This window comes from Lysinibacillus zambalensis (assembly GCF_040183165.1).
Taxonomy (GTDB): Bacteria; Bacillota; Bacilli; order Bacillales_A; family Planococcaceae; genus Lysinibacillus; species Lysinibacillus zambalensis.
This window is the reverse complement of record NZ_JBEGDG010000011.1, coordinates 33,859-52,740: the sequence shown is the minus strand read 5'-3', so window position 1 is coordinate 52,740 and position 18,882 is coordinate 33,859. Positions and strand designations below refer to the sequence as shown.

The window sequence follows — 18,882 nt, the reverse complement described above, 5'->3', positions numbered from 1 at the left end:
ATGGGTTTAGTCCATATTCAGTGTGCTTGAGCACAAGAGCTTTGAGAAGGGCTTCAGCTTTAGATAAAAAAGACTTTAGTCGTGGACATTCATGACAAAACCCACCTGCTTTAGCAGGTGGTAAGTTAAAGCACTCTTACCTTAACTGATGTTAAAGTGAGAGTGCTTATTTTTACTTATTATGCATTATATATCAAATGTTTCGACTTGAACGCCATTACTTAAAGCACATTAATCATTGAAAATGCTTGTCATTTTCTCTGCAACCTCTTCGGTAATCGCAAGAAATCGTTTGGAAATTGATGTCATGTAACGATCCTTAAGTGTAATTATATTAAGTTTTGTTTGTAACACTGGATTTGCTAGTGGTCTAAGTACCGGTAAATCAGGAGAATTAAGTAGCTTGAAACAGCTAGGTACAAAACAAATTCCTGCGCCTTTCATTACCATCATAAGTGTTGGTAATGTTTCTGTCCCCCAGTAAACGACATTAGGCGTAAATCCACTTTTTTGGCATGCCTCGATCACATCATCAGCAACACCTGATCCATAAGATGTTGTATTTAAAAGAAATCGTTCGTTTCTCAAGTCTGCAATATCAATAGAATCTTTTTCACATAGATGATGGTTGGGTGGAAGAGCTAAAAGTAAAGGTTCTGTTAGTAGTGTTGAAGTATGGATGTCCTCCGCTCTCACGGAAGTTCGGACAATTCCAATATCTATTTTATGACTTCTTAGTTCCTCTAAAATATATGATGTATTACCTTCGCGAACATGTGTAACTATGTTAGGAGTTTCCTTTTGAATTTTTTTAAAGACATTTGGCAAAATAAATAGATTTGCTGAAGTAGTACAACCCAATTTCACAGTACCTCTAATTCCTTCATGAAACTCGATTAATTTCTTCTCCGTATTCTCAGATAAATCAAGTAATTCTTTTCCTTTTTCATATAAAAATACGCCACTTGGTGTTAACTCAAGAGATCTACCTAAACGATTAAACAAAGTGACATTTAATTCTTGTTCAAATTTTCTAATTAAAATACTTAAGGGAGGTTGAGTCATTTGCAGTGCAGTAGCAGCTTTTGTAATGCTACCTTCCTCAACTACTGTAATAAAACAATGTAAACGATGAAGGTTCATTTTGATAACTCCTCCTTTTAGTATTCATAAAATATATGGAAGTCATATAAATATTATAATTTACATTATAAAAATGTAAAGATATAATATTTTCATAATTAAGAATAGTTAAAAAATGGTTCTGGATTGTATTTCAGTTTGAAGTTAGTTGATAGCAGAGTGTGTCTATCCAATCGCAAATTATTAATTTATAAATGGAGGTTTTATCAATGACAACTAAAATTACTCAACAATCAAAAACTGTAGAGTTAGCTAAACTGGACAAAAAGCACTTACTACATCCAGCTACAAATCCGAAGGCTCTAATTGACAATGGACCACCTATTATCTTTGTTAAAGGTAAAGGCGTTACAGTTACAAGTACAGATGATGTGGAATACATCGACGGGATGTCAATGCTTTGGAACGTGAACTTAGGACATGGGAATCAAGAACTTGCAGATGCTGGTAATAGTCAATTATCTACCCTCGCGTATGCATCATCATTTAAAGGATTCTCAAATGAACCATCCATTCTACTTGCTGAAAAATTAGCTGAGTTAGCACCAGGAGATTTAAATAGTGTATTCTACACTTCTGGTGGGTCAGAATCAAATGATACAGCAATTAAATTAGCTCGTTTCTACTGGGAGCTTAAAGGGAAATCAGAAAAAAGAAAGATTATTGCGCTAACGAATGCTTATCACGGTGTAACAATAGGAGCGCAAACAGCTACTGGTCTTGCAGCATACCACAAGTTCGCATCATCAAATATAGATGGAGTTGTTCGTGCAACAGCCCACCTATTAAACAGCGAGTTAGGTGATAAAAGTGACCCGAACTATGCAGATTCTATCCGTGGAACAATTGAAAGAGAAGGTGCGGAGACGATTGCAGGAATTATTATTGAACCTGTGCAAGGAGCGGGCGGAGTTAATATTCCACCAGAAGGTTACTTAGAAGCAGTTCGTAAAATCTGTGACGAGCACAATATCCTTTTCATGGCAGATGAAGTTATTTGTGGATTTGGTCGTACGGGGAAAATGTTTGGTATAAACAACTGGAATGTTGTCCCTGATATGATGTCAATTGCAAAAGGAATTACGAGTGGTTATTCGCAACTTGGCGGTGTCATGATGAATGATGAAATTAGAGAAACAATTGCTAAATTCGATGCTGTTATCCCACATGGTTTCACATATAGTGGCCATCCGACTGCTTGTGCGATTGGACTGAAAAACATTGAAATACTAGAGCGTGATAATATTATTGACCACGTAAACGAAATGGAGAAAGAACTTAAAAAAGGTTTAGATTACTTAGCTGAAAAACATAGTATTGTAACAAATTGCAGAGTAATTGGTCTGTTGGCTGCATTTGAACTTTATGAAGATCCAACAAGTGGAAAATTGTTTGATCCAACTGTTTTCCCAGCAAATGCGGTAGTTGACGCATGTTTTAATCGCCAATTAATAGTAAGAGCGCTTGGAGTATATAACCAAATTGTGGCAATTGCGCCACCGCTTATTATTAACAAAGAAGAAATTGAAAAAATGATTCAAATTATAGACGATTCGATTACTGCTTTTAAGAATACACGCAACTAAACTATTCCTATAAAGTAAGTTGAGTAGTGGTGGTTATAGTTAAAAAAGGGGAGGTTCTCTAGTGCTTTATATAAATGGTGAATGGCGAGATACAGGAAATAAATTAGATGTAACAAATCCTGCGACAGGAGAAATAATTCGATCTGTTGCTACAGGTGGTAAAACTGAAACTAAAGAAGCAATCGAAAGTGCGAAGAGAGCATTTGAATTCTGGGGTAAGACAACTGGAAATGAGCGCAGCAACTACTTGTTTCAAGTGGTTCAATTGATGAAAGAAAAAACAAAAGAATTAGCTGAAACGATTACGCTTGAAAATGGTAAGCCTTTACCAGATGCTACTCGTGAAGTAGCAGGTGCGATCGGCTATCTAGAATGGTATGCAGAGGAAGCTAAGAGAATTTATGGGGAAACAATTCCTGCATCTGCAGCTGAAAAACACTTAATGGTGATTCGGGAACCTGTTGGGGTATGTGCAGCTATTACACCATGGAATTTCCCGTTATCGATGATTACAAGAAAAATTGCACCTGCACTTGCTGCAGGTTGTACGATTGTTTTAAAACCGGCTGACTTAACTCCTCTTTCGGCGATAAAAGTATTCGAATGCTTTCATGAAGTTGGACTACCGGCTGGAGTTGCAAACCTGGTAATTGGCCCAGCTGAAGAAATTGGGAACGAGATGACGAGTAACCCAGACGTTCGTAAAATCACATTTACTGGCTCGACGCGTGTGGGGAAAAAACTTATCCGTGATTCGTCTGATACAGTGAAGAAAATATCAATGGAGCTTGGTGGACACGCACCGTATATTGTGTTTGAGGATGCTGATATTGACGCAGCAGTTAATGGTATCTTAGTGTCTAAGTTTATTAACGCAGGTCAAACTTGCATCAGCACCAACCGGATTTACGTAGCAGAAACTGTAGCTGATGAATTCTCAGGAAAGTTAGCTGAAAAGGTATCTAAATTAGTTGTAGGAAATGGTTTAGAAGATGGCGTAAATATCGGTCCAGTAATTAATAAAGCGGCTCTTGAAAAAGTGAAAAGTCAAGTTGAAGACGCTGTGAAACATGATGGTAAAGTAATAGCGGGTGGTAATGTATTTACATTAAATAATGGAAGCGGTTACTTCTTTGAGCCGACAGTTATTCAATATGCAAGCGATAATATGAAGATTACAACAGAAGAAACATTTGGACCAGTTGCACCAATTTATACATTTAAGACGGAAGAAGAGGTAGTTGAAAGAGCAAATCATCCTGAATATGGTCTTGCAGCTTATTGTTATACGCGAGACATTGGTCGAGGCTTACGAATGATGCGTGCTTTAGAGTTCGGGATTGTTGGTATTAATGATCCAGCTCCAGTGGTTATACAAGCTCCGTTTGGTGGTATGAAGGAAAGCGGAATGGGGAAGGAAGGCGGTTGGTACGGACTTGAGGAGTACTTGGAGAAGAAGTTTGTATCGATCTTTATAAAGTAATTAAAAAATTGTTACTAATCTAGGGGCTCTATATCAAAGTGTGTACTTGACAGCACATTCCACTACAGGCGGACGCTTTCCTGGGGGCGAACCTGGAGTCTCCTCGTCGCTAACGCTCCTGTGGGGTCTCAAGTTGTTCGCTAATCCCCAAGGAGTCGCCCCTTTCGTTCCATGTGCTTACATGGCATAAGATTTACATTAAATCAAGTGCATATTGTGGTAGACTTTTCTGCATTCTGCCAAAGATTACTTTCCTCATACTTAGTTTATAAAGGATGTGATTAAATCTACACAATTAATAAAGTAATGAACTTTAACAGGCGTGTTGATTAGGGGTTTATTGAATAATTTCACCCTTATTCCTCAGCTTCCTAATAAAATTTACCGTATAAATAATTCCAATTTTATAGATTGTAGAGAAGGGCTACTCGACGCTCGCCCGCAGGAAAGCGAGTATCCCGTAGCGGAAATCAACCTTTTCCTTCATTAGAATTAGATAAAATTAGTTAATCAACACACCTGAAACTTTAATTTAATTTCAATAAAATAAGAGGGAGGATTTATTATGTCTCAAGTAAATTTAAAAAATAATGGACAAGAAATAGTTGTCCGCAATATTTTAAAAGAGGATCTTGCTGAAGTCGCCTCACTTTCTATGAAGTGTTTTGGACCTGATATGGCATTAAAATATGAGCATTTTGAAAGTCAGATTGAGTTGTTTCCAGAAGGTCAAATTTGTTTAGAATATAACGGTAAAATTGTAGGAACCGCTTTAAGTCTAATTGTAAATTTTGAAGATTACGGAGATAGTCACTCATATTTTCAAATCTGTGATTTAGGATTTATTCGAAATCATAACCCTAATGGTAGAAATCTATATGGTATTGAAATTGGAGTACACGAAGATTTTAGAGGGTTACAATTGGGACGTCATTTGTACGATGGCCGAAAAAGAATATGTGAGAAACTTAACTTAGAAAATATCTTAGTAGGTGGTCGTATACCTTTTTACTATAAATATGCTGAGCAGATGAGTGCAGATGAGTATGTACTAGAGGTAATGAAAGGGAAAATATATGATCCTGTATTAACATTCCAATTGAAAAACGGATACGTATTAAATAAAGTAATGCCAGGCTATTTACCTGGGGATGTTGAGTCATTAGAATATGCAACGCTTTTGGAATGGAAAAATCCAGTTTACAAGCTTAAATTAGTATGAGTCTTTTGTCCGTTATGTTCGCCTATTTTAATAGGCGAACAGTGGATGGCCATTGTTTATTGCGATTATTTAACTTCTTTAGTTATGTAAGCGCTTTCAATTGATTGTTATAAGAGTTCCATTAGAAGTAAATCTTAGGTAAAGAGAGGAGTTATATATGGTTATCGCTGATAAAGTTATTTCGAGTGAAGCAGTATTTACAGGTTTAGAAAATGAAGCAAAGCCAGCTGCTATTGCGATTAAAGGTAACAAAATCATTGCGGTAGGTTCGATGGAGGAAATAAAACCATTTATAGGTTTAGACACGAAGGAATATCATTATGGCAACCAACTCATTATGCCAGGATTTCATGATGCGCACCTTCATCTCATGTTTGGTAGTCTTTTCTCGCATGCAAGTATCAATTTATCGGATGCTTATTCGGAAGAAGAAGTTGCTAGTTTAGTAAAGCAATTCTCGGAAAACGTTCATGCTGATGAGTGGATTATAGGCTATGGATGGGATCATACAAATTGGGCAGAGAAATGCTTGCCGACACGTTTTTCTTTAGACAAAGTAGTTCCTAATCGCCCGATTATTCTTTTCCACGCAGAAGGTCATTATTTGTGGGTTAATAGTTTTGCACTTGAAAATGCTAAGGTTACAAATGAAACTGAAGACCCTCCTAATGGTACGATCCAAAAAGATGAAAATAATGAAATCACAGGAATTCTTTTTGAAACAGCAATGAATTTGGTTGTGGATATTGCTCTCGCATTTCCGGATAAACGGAAAGAAGAATTGTTTGAAGAGTTCTTAAAAAAATCAGCTCAATTAGGCATTACATCAGTAAATGATTTGTTTGCAAGTAGTTTTGATAAGTTAAATAGTTTCGATATGTATAAGGCATATGATGAAGCTGGAAAACTTACGACTCGAATTCATCTTTACCCTGAGTTAAATGATGATATAGATAGAGCAATAAGCTTGCGTGAAAAGTACAATTCCGAAAAATTACAGCTTGCAGGACTTAAGCAGTTTATTGATGGCGTTGTAACTGGACATACCGCATACATGTTAGATCCTTACTTAGACAAACCTATAACACGAGGGAGTACTGCTTTTCCTGTAGAAACGATCAAAAACTGGGTGACAAAAGCCGACAAAGAAGGATTTCAAATTCGCTTCCATACAATTGGTGATGGAGCAGTAAGGCTTGCTCTAGATATATTTGAAGCAGCAAGGATGGATAATGGTGTGAGAGATTCACGACATGCGCTAGAGCATATTGAAGTGATTCATCCGACAGATATTAAGAGATTTAAAGAATTGGGGGTTGTTCCATCTGTACAGCCTTCTCATCTAGCATTGATGCCGAAAGAAAGTCATACATTGCGTGTCGGTAAAGAAAAAGATCCTTATACGTATTTATGTAAAACGTTATATGACGTAGTCGAGTATATTGCTTTTGGTACAGACTATCCAATAACAACATTAGATCCTTTTAAAGAAATTTTCCATGCGATTACGAGATTAGACTTTACTGGTGATTATGAGTGGAATAGTCAAGAGCAGATAACACTCGCAGAAGCGTTGAAAGCGTATACAAAAGGTTCAGCATACAGCACATTCAGAGAAAAAGATTTGGGTACATTAGAAGTTGGAAAATTAGCAGATATTATTGTACTAGATAAAAACCTCTTTGAAGTAGAAAATAAAGAAATTCTGCAAACGAAAGTTTTGTTAACAATTATGGATGGTGAAGTTGTTTATCTTCATTCAGCAGAAAACTCCCACCTCTACAGGTAGTGAGATGAATGCGGTTTTGGTTCCTTTTCAGTGGGTGTCCAAACACCTACTGAAATAGAGGAACTCAGTCTAAGAACGCCACGTCCTGTGGCAACAACTGAGTGACCAACATCATGCTGCTGACGCTACGTTAGCACTACGCTTTCGCGCAAAAAACATTTGTTGGCCCAAAGCCTCCGGCGGATGTCACGGATTTTGAATTGTGCGGGCACAATTCAAAATCCGGACGCATTGTTTATCTGCGCGAAAGCGAAGCGTCAGCGGCAATTACGCCAAGGCGAAATTTATAGTGAATCAGTCTACTATCCTACTATTTTAGTTAATTGATCATTTTACTAGGAAGATTTTTTAATTACTATTCGAGGAGTGAAAAAAATAAAACATCCAGTTAATTTGTCTAGATCGCTTTCTTTAACGTCTCTTGTTGTTACTGGGATGGCCTTTATGGCTTTAACTACAGTGTTTAGCACATACGGTATAGCCTCTAAAATATCTCATGGTATGGTCGCTGGATCGTATGTAATTGCATTAATTGTGATGATGTTTACGGCTCATAGTTATGGTCAAATGGCAAAAGCGTACCCCATTGCGGGATCTGCCTATACCTACGCGCAAAAAGCGATTAATTCTCATGTTGGTTTCTTAGTGGGATGGGCAATTTTAATGGATTATCTCTTGATCCCAATGGTTAACTTTTTACTATTTGGTATTTTCTTCTCAGCTGCTATACCTGAAGTTCCACAGTATGTTTGGATATTTACATTAATAGTTCTTGTGACGTTTGTAAATGTTAGAGGTGTAAAGTTAAGCGCAAATATCAACATGATTGTAATAGGCTTATCAGCATTATTTATAATTGTCTTTTGCATCTTATCAGTTAAATCAATAGTAACTGGAACCGGGACTGGCATTTTATTTAATCTTGATCCCTTTATTAATACTGAGGAGTCATTTAAGTATATAGTTGCTGGTGCTGCACTATTATGTTTCTCTTTCCTCGGTTTTGATGCAGTTTCTACTTTTTCAGAAGAAGTAAAAAATCCGGAGAAAAACATACCGCGTGCAATATCTTTAGTAACTATAATTGGGGGATTATGTTTTGTAGTCGTATCTTATTTTGCACATAATGTTTGGCCAGATTATACGAGTTTTAAAGATGCTGATTCTGCTTCCTATGAAATTGTTTTCCTAGTAGGCGGGAATGCCTTACAAGCAGCATTCCTAGCAAAAACTGCAGTGGTTGTATTTGGTTCCGCGTCCGCATCTCAAGCAAGTGCTGCACGTGTATTATACGCAATGGGAAGAGATGGACAATTACCTAAAAATTTTTTTGGAAAACTAAATAAAAGAACGAGAACCCCGGCTAACAACATTTTATTAATTGGTTTTTTATCATTATCTGCATTGTTTTTAAGTCTAACCTTTGTCGCGTCTTTCATTAACTTTGGCGCCTTACTTGCATTTACTGCTGTGAATCTATCCGTTATTTTTTTATATTACGGTAAGCGAAAAGAACGCTCCTTAAAGGGGATTATCTTCTATCTGATTTTTCCATTAATCGGAGCAGTACTTACAACTTCTTTGCTTTTCAACCTAGATGTTTACTCGATTGCTCTTGGTAGTGTTTGGTTAGGAATTGGTGTTATTTATTTATTATTTATGACAAAAGGTCTTAAGTATAAACCACCAGTGCTCAAAACAGATGAGATTGATTCGTCGCAGTTTAATGAAGCAGCTAAAAATATGTAAGGGGATGGATGAATGACAGATAACACTACGCTCAAAAGGTCATTAGGTGTTTGGTCAATTGTTGCACTGGGATTAGGATATATGACGCCTACAGTGGTCTTTGATACGTTTGGAATTGTATCAAAATTAACAAATGGTGTAGTACCAATGGCGTATTTTGTCGCCTTGTTAGTAATGGTATTGACAGCGATTAGTTATGGAAAGATGGTACAGGTATTCCCGGCTGCTGGTTCAGCATATACATACACCCGGGAAACAATGGGGTCTCACCTAGGATTCCTCGTAGGATGGGCATCGTTATTAGATTATTTATTATTACCTTTAGTTAATGCATTAATTATTCGAATATATATGGAATCTCTGTTTCCGAATGTACCTGTTTGGATTTGGGTTTTTGCTTATGTCATTGTAGTTACTGCAATTAATGCTTATAGTATGGAATCAACATCCAGCTTAAACTTTATACTCGTTGTTTTCACGATTTGTTTAATAGGTATATTCATATTACTTGCTTCTGTACAACTTTATCACGGTATGGGAAATGGTACTTTATTCACGATTCATCCACTATCACATGAAAATGTGAAATTAATAGCCGTTTTAACTGGGGCAACAGTAGTAGCTTTCTCGTTTATCGGTTTCGACGCAATAACAATGTATACGGAAGAAGCAAAGGATACATCAACAGTTCCTAGTGCAATCCTTCTAACTGTTTTAATCGGTGGGGGTATTTTCTTTATTGCTTCTTATTTTACACAAGCATTATTCCCTGATGTTTCTGTGTTTGAAAATGTAGATGATACATTGCCGGAAATTGGTCTATATGTAGGAGGGAAGTTATTCCAACTGCTTTTCATTGCAGGAGCTTTCGCTGCTACTGTAGCTTCAGGACTTGCATCTCATGCAAGTGCTTCTCGTTTGCTGTTTGTTATGGGCAGAAATGGTGTACTACCTAAAAAAACTTTCGGATACTTACACCCTAAATTTAGAACGCCTGTTTTTACGATTGTTTTGACGGGAATTGTATCATTATTTGCAATAGGACCAAATTTAGAATTAATTGCTTCAGTCATTAACTTTGGGGCATTAATTGCATTCACATTCGTTAACCTATCTGTTATTGTTCATTTCTATATTCGTCAGAAAAGGAGATCAGGCAGTGAAACCTTTAAGTACTTAATTATGCCAACTTTCGGAGCATTAGCTACCGGAGTTCTTTGGTATCATTTACACGTTGATGCATTTATAGGTGGAATCGTTTGGCTTATAATCGGAATCATTTACATGCTGTTTATAACAAGATTCTTTAAAAAAGAACTTGGAAGCATGGACTCTATTGATGACTTGGAGTCATTAGATAAAGAGATTTTTAATGAAGATAAGATTAAAGTCTTGAATTAACTATTTAGAGGATGAGAATCTCTTAAATCTTCCTCTTTTTAATGACACAAGAAGTAAATAAAGGAGTGATTGCTTTGAAAGAAAAAATTCGACTGTATATAGAAGAAAATAAAGAAGAATTATTTAAAACAATTCAAGATGTCGTACGTATAAAAAGCGTTGTTGGTAATGAACAAGAGATGCAATTATACATGAAAAAAAAATATGAAGAACTTAACTTGATTTTGCATGAGATTGAACCAAAATATGAGAAGGTTTCAGCTCATGAAGCGTTTATTGATTCAGGTATTCCGTTTGAAGACCGAAAAAATATTATCGGAATACATAAAGGTGTCTCCGATGGTAAGTCATTAACGATTCATGGGCATGTAGATGTTGTTTCTCCAGAACCATATTCAAACTGGACGATGGACCCATGGAGTGGAGATATTATTGGAAATAAGTTATACGGTCGAGGCTCCGCCGACATGAAAGCAGGACTTATTTCAAATTGGTTCGCATTGAAAACATTAATTGATTTGGGTTATCCAATTGCTGGAGATGTTCAGCTACATTCAGTAATAGAAGAAGAAGCTGGTGGTGGAGGCGGAGCTTTAGCATGTTTGGAAGAAGGCTTCGTAACAGATGGGTACATTTCGACAGAGCCACATAATTTGAATATGACAATAAGTCATGGGGGGATTATGTATTTCCGAGTGTACGTAAAGGGAAGAACAGCGCATGCTGGTTTAGCGCATGAAGGCATAAATGCTATTTCAAAAATGATGAAAATCCTTAGTGCGCTGGAAGAATTAAGTGAATGGCGTGCGAAAAATGTTAAGTTTGATTTATTTGAAAAGGGGTCTGGACAGTCCGTTCACTTAAACTTAGGTGTACTAAAGGCTGGTGACTGGGTATCGACGGTTCCAGGAGAAGCGATCCTCGAAGGAAGAATTGGTTTTATCCCAGGGGAAACTCGCGAAGAAATTAAGCAACTAGTACAAGACACGATTATGAAATCTGTCTTAGGAGATGAGTGGATGGATAAAAATCCACCTGTAATAGAATGGTTTGGATGGTCAACGGAGCCATGGTACCAAGATCCTGAGAACCCTTTTGTAAAATTATTCATCGAAAATGCAGAAGATGTTATGGGACATAAAATAATAATGGTTGGAAGAGCTGGAGGAAATGATGCACGATTTACTCAGTATTATGGAAATCAAGGATTGTGCTTTGGGCCAATTGGAGAAAATATGCATGGACCAGATGAATGTGTTCATTTAGATAGCGTAGTAGAAGTAACTAATGTTTTGGCAAATTATATTATTAAGTGGAGCGAGAGTTAATCATCGTTAACTTTTGGGAATACCCTTTCAAACTAATATTGTGTTTCTCATAATGCTTCTAGCTTGGGTAACTGAATGATTAGGAATGTTATGGAAAATGGGAGTAGGGTTAATGAAATTGGTATTAGATTTAAAACAAAATCTAGCATTAAAAATGACACAAGAAATGCAACAATCTTTGCAACTTCTATAAATGTCGTCTTTTGAATCGCATGACTATTTATCTTTATTCAGCAGAAAACTCCCACCTCTATATGTGGAGAATGAATGCGATTTTGGTACCTTTTCAGTGGGTGTCCAAACACCTACTGAAATAGAGGAACTCAGTCTAAGAACGCCACGTCCTGTGGCAACGACTGAGTGACCAACATCGTGTTGGCCTAAAGCCTCCAGCGGAAGTCACGGATTTTCAAAGGTATGAATTGTGCTGGAACAATTCAAAATCCGGACGCAATTACTCCAAGGCGTAATTGATCGTACAAGGCGATCGAAAACCATTTAATAAATATTGAGAAGAGGCACTTATGAATAATCAGCCTAGCACTGCTAGTACAACCAAACGAATAAGTGAGGATTTTTTGTACACTAAAAAATCTTTTAATCAGGAAATTCTTAGTGTGGAAAACCATTTGATAAAACAAATCTCTCTTAACAATTAAACTGATGAAACAATTCCTATGTTCAAAGTTAATTGAAAATTAGAACAATTAATTTCCGAGATGTAAGTAAATCACATTTTAGTAGTTGGCAAGCTTATTGTTTATTAATTGTGAGTGTATTGTTTAAAAACATGTAAAAGGGAGGATGTATTTTTATGAAAAGAGATTATTCTGTTGAAGAACTTAAAGTGTTAGACCAAAAGCATTTTCTACACCCTACTTCACCAGTAAAGACTGAAAATGGACCGGCATTTATTTTTACAGAAGGAAAAGGTGTTTATCTGTATGATATTACAGGTAAAAAAGTTATTGATGGTATGTCTTCACTTTGGAATGTGAATATCGGACATGGTAGAACAGAACTTGGTGAAGTAGCGAAGGAACAAATGGATAAATTAGCCTTCAGTTCTTGTTTTGCAACGTTTAGTAATGAGCCTGCTATTCTATTAGCAAAAAAGTTAGCAGAATTAGCACCTGGTGATTTAAATACTACATTTTTTACGTCCGGTGGTTCCGAATCCAATGATAGCGCCTATAAATTAGCTCGTCATTATTGGATATTAAAAGGGGAAATTTCTCGAAAAAAAATTATCTCAAGATCGAAATCTTATCACGGGGTGGCAATCGGTGCTACAAGTGCGACGGGTTTAAAAGGATTTCGTGATTTTACAAATTCAAATGCACCGGATTTTCTATTCGTAGATCATTTCTCCATACGGGCTTTACGTGATTTGATTGAAACTGAAGGTCCAGAAACAATAGCTGCTTTCATCACCGAGCCAGTACAAGGTGCAGGGGGGGTGCATGTTGCACCGGATAATTATTTCAAAGAAATTCGTGAAATTTGCAATGAGTACGGTATTTTGATGATAACAGATGAAGTTATCACAGGATTTGGTAGGACGGGTAAGTTCTTTGCAATGGAACATTTTAATGTGGTACCGGATATGATGTGCTTTGCAAAAGGTGTTACTAGTGGATATGCACAATTAGGTGGTGTAATGATCTCAGAGAAAATACGCCAAGAATTTTCTGAGTTATCAGAAGGAACTATATTGCATGGATACACTTATAGTGGTCATCCAATGGCCTGTGCAGTTGGGTTGAAAAACATTGAAATTATAGAGAAAGATAATTTAGTAGCAAATTCAGAAATTCGTGGTCAAGAGCTATTAGCAGGGTTAAAAGTATTACAAGCGAAGTACCCATTTATTGTAGATGCAAGAGGTTTAGGTTTAATGGCAGGTATAGAAATCTCTTATGATGGAAGACTCCTCGCTCCGCAAATAGTGACAGAGGCAGCAAAGTTGGGATTAATATGTCGCTCTGTTGTACTAGAAGCTCAAGATATTGTTGTATTTTCACCACCATTATCAATAAGCCAAAAGGAGTTAAGAGATTTATTAGATATTCTAGAACAAGCGATTCAAGAAGTAGAGAATCAGGTATTGGCAAATAAGTTGTAATACGAAAGGTGAGGTAATTATAATGAGGAAAAATTTATTTATCAATGGGGATTGGGTGGAAGCAGCAGAGTATACACAATTATGCTCTCCATATAGTAGCGAGGTCATTGCAGAAATACCGAAGGCAAATGTCGAGGAAGTAGAAGCGGCTTTAGTAGCTGCCGATGCTGCACGTAAAACGATGGCGAATATGCCTTTGTATAAGCGTGCGATTATTCTTGAAAAATTAGCTTCTTTATTAGAAGCACGTGCTGAAGAAGCAGCAGAGCTAATAGCACTAGAAGCTGCCAAGCCTATTACAACCGCCAAAGCTGAAGTTCAGCGTACAATTCAAACGTATAAATTTGCTGCTGAAGAAGCAAAGCGAATACACGGAGAAACAATTCCTGTGGATGCTGCCCCCGGTGGAGACGGGCGCATTGCCTATACGGTTCGTGAACCATTAGGCATCGTGGCAGCTATTACACCTTTTAATTTCCCAATGAATCTAGTAGCTCATAAAGTAGGGCCAGCAATAGTATCAGGAAACACGGTTGTATTAAAACCTGCAAGTCAAACACCATTAACTTCCTATTTTATTGGTGAATTAATAGTAGAAGCAGGATTACCGAAGGGTGCGCTAAACATCGTTACTGGTGCAGGTTCTTTAATTGGTAACAAATTAGTCACGGATAATCGCGTGAAAAAGATTTCTTTTACAGGTAGCCCCGCTGTAGGTATTGGCATACGCAATCAAGCAGGTCTTAAGAAAGTAACGCTTGAATTGGGTTCTAATGCGGCTGTTATTATCGATGAAAATGTAAATATTGATAAATTAATTTCACGTGTCGTTTCCGGTGCATTTACATTCCAAGGGCAGGTATGTATTTCAGTTCAACGAATTTATGTTCACGAAAAAATGTATGATTTGTTTGTAGATAAATTTGTAACAGCTACAAAAGAGTTGAAACTTGGTGATCCCCTAGATCCTACAACGGATGTTTCAGCCTTAATTAGTCCACAAGATGTAAAGCGAACATTAAGTTGGATTGCAGAAGCAAAGGAGCAAGGGGCAATTATTGCAACTGGTGGAGAATCTGAAGGAAATATCTTACAACCTACAGTACTATTAAATGTAAAACCGGAGCAGAAGGTTTCCTGTCAGGAGGTATTCGCACCAATCGTATCTATTATGAAGTTTACATCTATTCAAGAGGCATTTGATCAAGTAAATGACTCCAAATATGGTTTGCAAGCTGGTATTTATACAGATAATATCCATGTTGCTTTACAGGCAACGCAAAAACTCCATGTAGGTGGTGTCATTATAAATGATATTCCTACATTCCGTTTAGATCATCTACCATATGGTGGCGTAAAGGAAAGTGGTATGGGAAGAGAAGGACTGAAGTATGCAATTGAGGAAATGACAGAAATGAAACTTGTAGTTATAAACCAAAACAAATAAAAAATAGGTAGGAGGAAAAATATAATGATAATTGGTGTACCTAAAGAAATAAAAAATAATGAAAATCGAGTAGGAATTACTCCAGCAGGTGTTGTAGCTTACAAAAAAGGTGGTCATGAAGTAATAATTGAATCGAGTGCAGGGCTAGGTAGTGGATTTACAGACCAAGATTATTTAGATGTAGGCGCTCAAATTACTAAATCGACTAAGGAAGCTTGGGATGTTGATATGGTGATTAAAGTGAAGGAGCCAATTCGGGAGGAGTACAAATATTTTAAAGAGAATCTAATTCTCTACACATACCTACATTTAGCTCCTGAGCCAGAATTAACGAAAGCTTTGCTTGAAAGTAAAGTTACTGGAATTGCTTATGAAACAATTCAATTAGATTCAGGTGCCTTACCGTTGTTAACACCAATGAGTGAAGTTGCAGGCAGAATGTCTGTACAAATTGGTGCACATTTTTTAGAAAATTCAAAAGGAGGAAAAGGAGTTCTCTTAGGTGGTATTCCTGGTGTTGCACCTGGAAATGTAGTGATTGTAGGTGCTGGAGTTGTCGGGACGAATGCTGCGAAAATGGCAGTAGGATTAGGTGCAAACGTAACAATTTTAGACGTTAATATTACACGCTTAAGTCAAATAGATGATATGTTCCAAGGACGTGTTCGTACACTTGCATCAAATACCTACAATATCGCTGAAACAGTGAAAACAGCAGATTTGTTAATTGGTGCTGTGCTAATTCCAGGTTCACGTGCACCACAATTAGTTTCAAAAGAAATGATTCAAACAATGCAAAAGGGGTCTGTTGTAGTGGATGTAGCGGTAGATCAAGGGGGTTCTATTGAAACAATTGATCGAATTACTACTCATAGTAATCCTACTTATGAAGTATACGGTGTTGTGCATTACGCAGTTGCGAATATGCCAGGTGCTTGCGCGCGTACCTCAACAATGGGCTTGTCAAATGTAACTGTTCCATACGGTTTGCAAATAGCTAATAAAGGCTATCGCCAAGCTGCTTTAGATAATCCTATTTTAGCGAAGGGGATAAACGTAGTAAATGGAAAAATAGTATATAAAGCGGTAGCTGATGCACATGGATTACCTTATACGGATCTACAAGTAGAATTAGCAGCAGATTCAACTTCGGCGTTAGCAGTTAAATAGAATAAGAGAAATAATGTTTTTTGAAATGAAAAGAAGGTGAAAATTGGTAGGGAATGTAATCTACCAAGCTTTCACTTTCTTTTCTATTTGATGTGGAGGTGCTTTTTTCTTTGGCAAAGAAGGGGGAATTTGAAATACAACTTTAATATTCCGTTTTAATATTGATACAACCTTATCAAACTTCGCACGGAAACCCTCTACCATGGATTCTTTTCCATATATTGATCTGGCTATACCAATCCACCATGTACATCAGATCAAGCACATTTATGAAAACCCTTAATCCTTACAGTGAGCACCTTGTCTTTTTATATCTATTCTTACATTAAGGATTCCTTGATGATGATACTTCGATAGAATAGTAGAGGAAGGTTCTTTAAATAGGAGTTTTTTCACGCGCATTGAAACATTGGTTATAAAATAGAAAACGAAGATTGATTTTATTAGTGGATGGCTAAAATAACAATAAAGTGGATGGTATATTACAATTGAAATAATATTAATATATAATTTTTTACCAGGAATAACACAGCTAAAAGAAGAAAGCGTAAGTTTGAAGGAAATAATGAGGTGAGTATAGTTGGATTGGAAACCTGATAGAAAAGCGAAAAAAGCTATCTATAAACAACTCGCAGAATATATTGAAAAGGGAATTGCAAATGGTACATTTCCACCTGATAAACCATTGCCATCAGAGAGATATTTAGCAAGTGCTCTACATTTAAACAGAAGTACTGTCGTTCATGCATATGACGAATTAGAATCGATGGGGCTAATTGAAAGGACTAGAGGAAGCGGTACTACCATTAGTAAAGATATATGGGGTATAACAAAAAAGCGGATTCCTAGTTGGAATAGGTATATTGAGGCGGGTTCTTTTTTACCGAGTCAACCTGTCACGAAAAAAATACGAAAAGAGGCTATTGAACATAAATTAATAAATTTAGCTTCCGGTGAATTGTCAGAAGAACTATTCCCAAAAAGGTTTTTAAGCGAGATAACGTCAACACGTTCTTTTATTGGAAGCTTAGGGTACGATCATCCACAGGGGAATGGAATCCTTAGAACTACCATTGCAAAACACGTGAAAAAAAGTCGGGGAATCGACACTAATCCTTCTTCAATACTTATAACATCAGGAGCGCAACAAGCATTACATTTAATTGTACAATGTTTGTTAAAGCCTGGAGATGCAATAGCAATAGAAGATCCTTCTTATAATTATAATCTTCCAATTTTCAAATCGGTAGGTATACAAATACATTATCTACCTGTCGATAAAGATGGAATAAACCCAGAAGATTTAAAGTCATTATATAAAAAGCACCGAATAAAAATGGTTTTTTTAAATCCATGTTTTCAAAATCCAACGGGCTCTTTATTGAATAAAAAGAAAAAAGAAGTGATTTTAGACATATCCTCAAAGCTTGGAATTCCAGTAGTAGAAGATGATCCTTATAGTTTAACAGCATTTTCAGGAGATAAAATCTCTACCCTTAAATCAATGGATAGAAATGGCAACGTATTATACATTAGTTCTTTGTCCAAAATTGTTGCCTCAGGATTAAGAATAGGGTGGATTATTGGTCCAACATCGGTGATTGAAAGATTATCCGATGCGAAACAACAAATCGACTTCGGTCATTCTAGCTATACACAATGGGTGGCGAATGATTTTTTAGAATCTGAAAATTTTCATATTCATATAAAAAGTTTAATGAAGGAATTAGAAAAAAGAAGAGATAAAATTATAAAAAGCCTTGATACGTATTTAAAAGATCAGGTGGAATATTCTATTCCTCAAGGCGGTATTCATATATGGTGTAAAATACTTAAAGATTATAATGAAACCCAATTGCTTGAAGAATCCATTAAAAGAGGCGTCATTTATGTTCCTGGTTCTACACTGGGATCCAAAGATGGTTTTGTTCGTTTTACTTTCGCAAAGGAAGATGAAGACTCAATCGACGAAGGAATCAAAAGGTTTGCAGAAGCCCTTAATAGTATATAGACAATTGGATGACTAAAAATGTGTTAGATAGGATGGCTAAAATATTTACAGGTGTATTTATTTGGAAAAAATAGGTTTTTTGAGCGATGAAAGGATTTTTTGTTACCAATTTGCTAATATATTTTCATTTTAACTGATTGTAGCGTAGGGCTACTCGACGCTCGCCCGCAGGAAGCCTTTGCTCTGCGCGAAAGCGAAGCGTCAGCGACTAAGCGAGTAGCCCGTAGCGGAAATCAGCCTCTTCGAGTGTATAAAAATGGCCAATCAACACACCAGATATTTTATCCCTAGGGTAAATGGATGGTCAAAAAAGCATCAAATTGGATGGTTATAAAAAATATAAATCCCTTATCATGGAGAGGAAGATGTTAAAACATCGATATAGTTTAATTACTAATTATTCTTTATGAAACAATGGGCAATGAAGA

At 36.6% G+C, this 18,882-nt stretch carries 12 protein-coding genes; 11 read left to right on the top strand and 1 reads right to left on the bottom strand.

Going from position 1 to position 18,882, the window contains the following annotated elements:
- Positions 1-231 precede the first annotated feature (231 nt).
- Entirely contained in the window at positions 232-1,143 is a 912-nt protein-coding gene (locus ABNX05_RS15290) for a LysR family transcriptional regulator (protein ID WP_349660512.1), read from the bottom strand.
- Positions 1,144-1,352: 209 nt separating this feature from the next.
- Here ABNX05_RS15290 and ABNX05_RS15285 point away from each other — a divergent pair, with 209 nt between their 5' ends.
- The 11 genes from ABNX05_RS15285 (at position 1,353) to pdxR (ending at position 18,454) form a co-directional block, all read left to right on the top strand.
- Entirely contained in the window at positions 1,353-2,729 is a 1,377-nt protein-coding gene (locus ABNX05_RS15285; protein ID WP_349660511.1) for an aminotransferase family protein, read from the top strand.
- 61 nt (positions 2,730-2,790) lie between these two features.
- Positions 2,791-4,212, top strand: coding sequence for an NAD-dependent succinate-semialdehyde dehydrogenase (locus ABNX05_RS15280; RefSeq protein ID WP_349660510.1), 1,422 nt, complete (start codon positions 2,791-2,793; stop codon positions 4,210-4,212).
- A gap of 565 nt (positions 4,213-4,777) precedes the next feature.
- Positions 4,778-5,434 carry a GNAT family N-acetyltransferase gene (locus ABNX05_RS15275; protein WP_349660509.1) on the top strand — a complete coding sequence of 219 codons (657 nt, stop codon included), beginning with the start codon at positions 4,778-4,780 and terminating at the stop codon, positions 5,432-5,434.
- A gap of 157 nt (positions 5,435-5,591) precedes the next feature.
- A complete protein-coding gene (locus ABNX05_RS15270) occupies positions 5,592-7,223 on the top strand; it encodes an amidohydrolase (protein WP_349660508.1) in 1,632 nt (543 codons plus the stop codon).
- Between the two features lie 366 nt (positions 7,224-7,589).
- A complete protein-coding gene (locus tag ABNX05_RS15265) occupies positions 7,590-8,972 on the top strand; it encodes an APC family permease (RefSeq protein WP_349660507.1) in 1,383 nt (460 codons plus the stop codon).
- A 12-nt stretch (positions 8,973-8,984) separates the two neighbouring features.
- Positions 8,985-10,373, top strand: a complete 1,389-nt coding sequence (locus ABNX05_RS15260) for an APC family permease (protein ID WP_349660506.1) — start codon at positions 8,985-8,987, stop codon at positions 10,371-10,373.
- 74 nt (positions 10,374-10,447) lie between these two features.
- The gene (locus tag ABNX05_RS15255; protein WP_349660505.1) at positions 10,448-11,701 is read left to right on the top strand and encodes an ArgE/DapE family deacylase; all 1,254 of its coding nucleotides are present in this window, start codon (positions 10,448-10,450) and stop codon (positions 11,699-11,701) included.
- Between the two features lie 814 nt (positions 11,702-12,515).
- Positions 12,516-13,826: an aminotransferase family protein gene (locus ABNX05_RS15250; protein WP_349660504.1), complete on the top strand. Its 1,311-nt coding sequence runs from the start codon at positions 12,516-12,518 to the stop codon at positions 13,824-13,826.
- Between the two features lie 22 nt (positions 13,827-13,848).
- The gene (locus ABNX05_RS15245; protein ID WP_432760149.1) at positions 13,849-15,273 is read left to right on the top strand and encodes an aldehyde dehydrogenase family protein; all 1,425 of its coding nucleotides are present in this window, start codon (positions 13,849-13,851) and stop codon (positions 15,271-15,273) included.
- Between the two features lie 24 nt (positions 15,274-15,297).
- Complete coding sequence (ald, locus tag ABNX05_RS15240; protein WP_349660503.1) at positions 15,298-16,443, top strand: alanine dehydrogenase; 1,146 nt, start codon at positions 15,298-15,300, stop codon at positions 16,441-16,443.
- A 580-nt stretch (positions 16,444-17,023) separates the two neighbouring features.
- Entirely contained in the window at positions 17,024-18,454 is a 1,431-nt protein-coding gene (gene pdxR, locus ABNX05_RS15235; RefSeq protein ID WP_349660502.1) for a MocR-like pyridoxine biosynthesis transcription factor PdxR, read from the top strand.
- Positions 18,455-18,882 lie beyond the last annotated feature (428 nt).

Excerpts from the sequence above, each read along its gene's own strand:
- ABNX05_RS15290 (WP_349660512.1), bottom strand. The coding sequence starts at position 1,143 with ATGAACCTTCATCGTTTACATTGTTTTATTACAGTAGTTGAGGAAGGT.
- ABNX05_RS15285 (WP_349660511.1), top strand. The coding sequence starts at position 1,353 with ATGACAACTAAAATTACTCAACAATCAAAAACTGTAGAGTTAGCTAAA.
- ABNX05_RS15275 (WP_349660509.1), top strand. The coding sequence starts at position 4,778 with ATGTCTCAAGTAAATTTAAAAAATAATGGACAAGAAATAGTTGTCCGC.
- ABNX05_RS15270 (WP_349660508.1), top strand. The coding sequence starts at position 5,592 with ATGGTTATCGCTGATAAAGTTATTTCGAGTGAAGCAGTATTTACAGGT.
- ABNX05_RS15260 (WP_349660506.1), top strand. The coding sequence starts at position 8,985 with ATGACAGATAACACTACGCTCAAAAGGTCATTAGGTGTTTGGTCAATT.
- ABNX05_RS15250 (WP_349660504.1), top strand. The coding sequence starts at position 12,516 with ATGAAAAGAGATTATTCTGTTGAAGAACTTAAAGTGTTAGACCAAAAG.
- ABNX05_RS15245 (WP_432760149.1), top strand. The coding sequence starts at position 13,849 with ATGAGGAAAAATTTATTTATCAATGGGGATTGGGTGGAAGCAGCAGAG.
- ald (WP_349660503.1), top strand. The coding sequence starts at position 15,298 with ATGATAATTGGTGTACCTAAAGAAATAAAAAATAATGAAAATCGAGTA.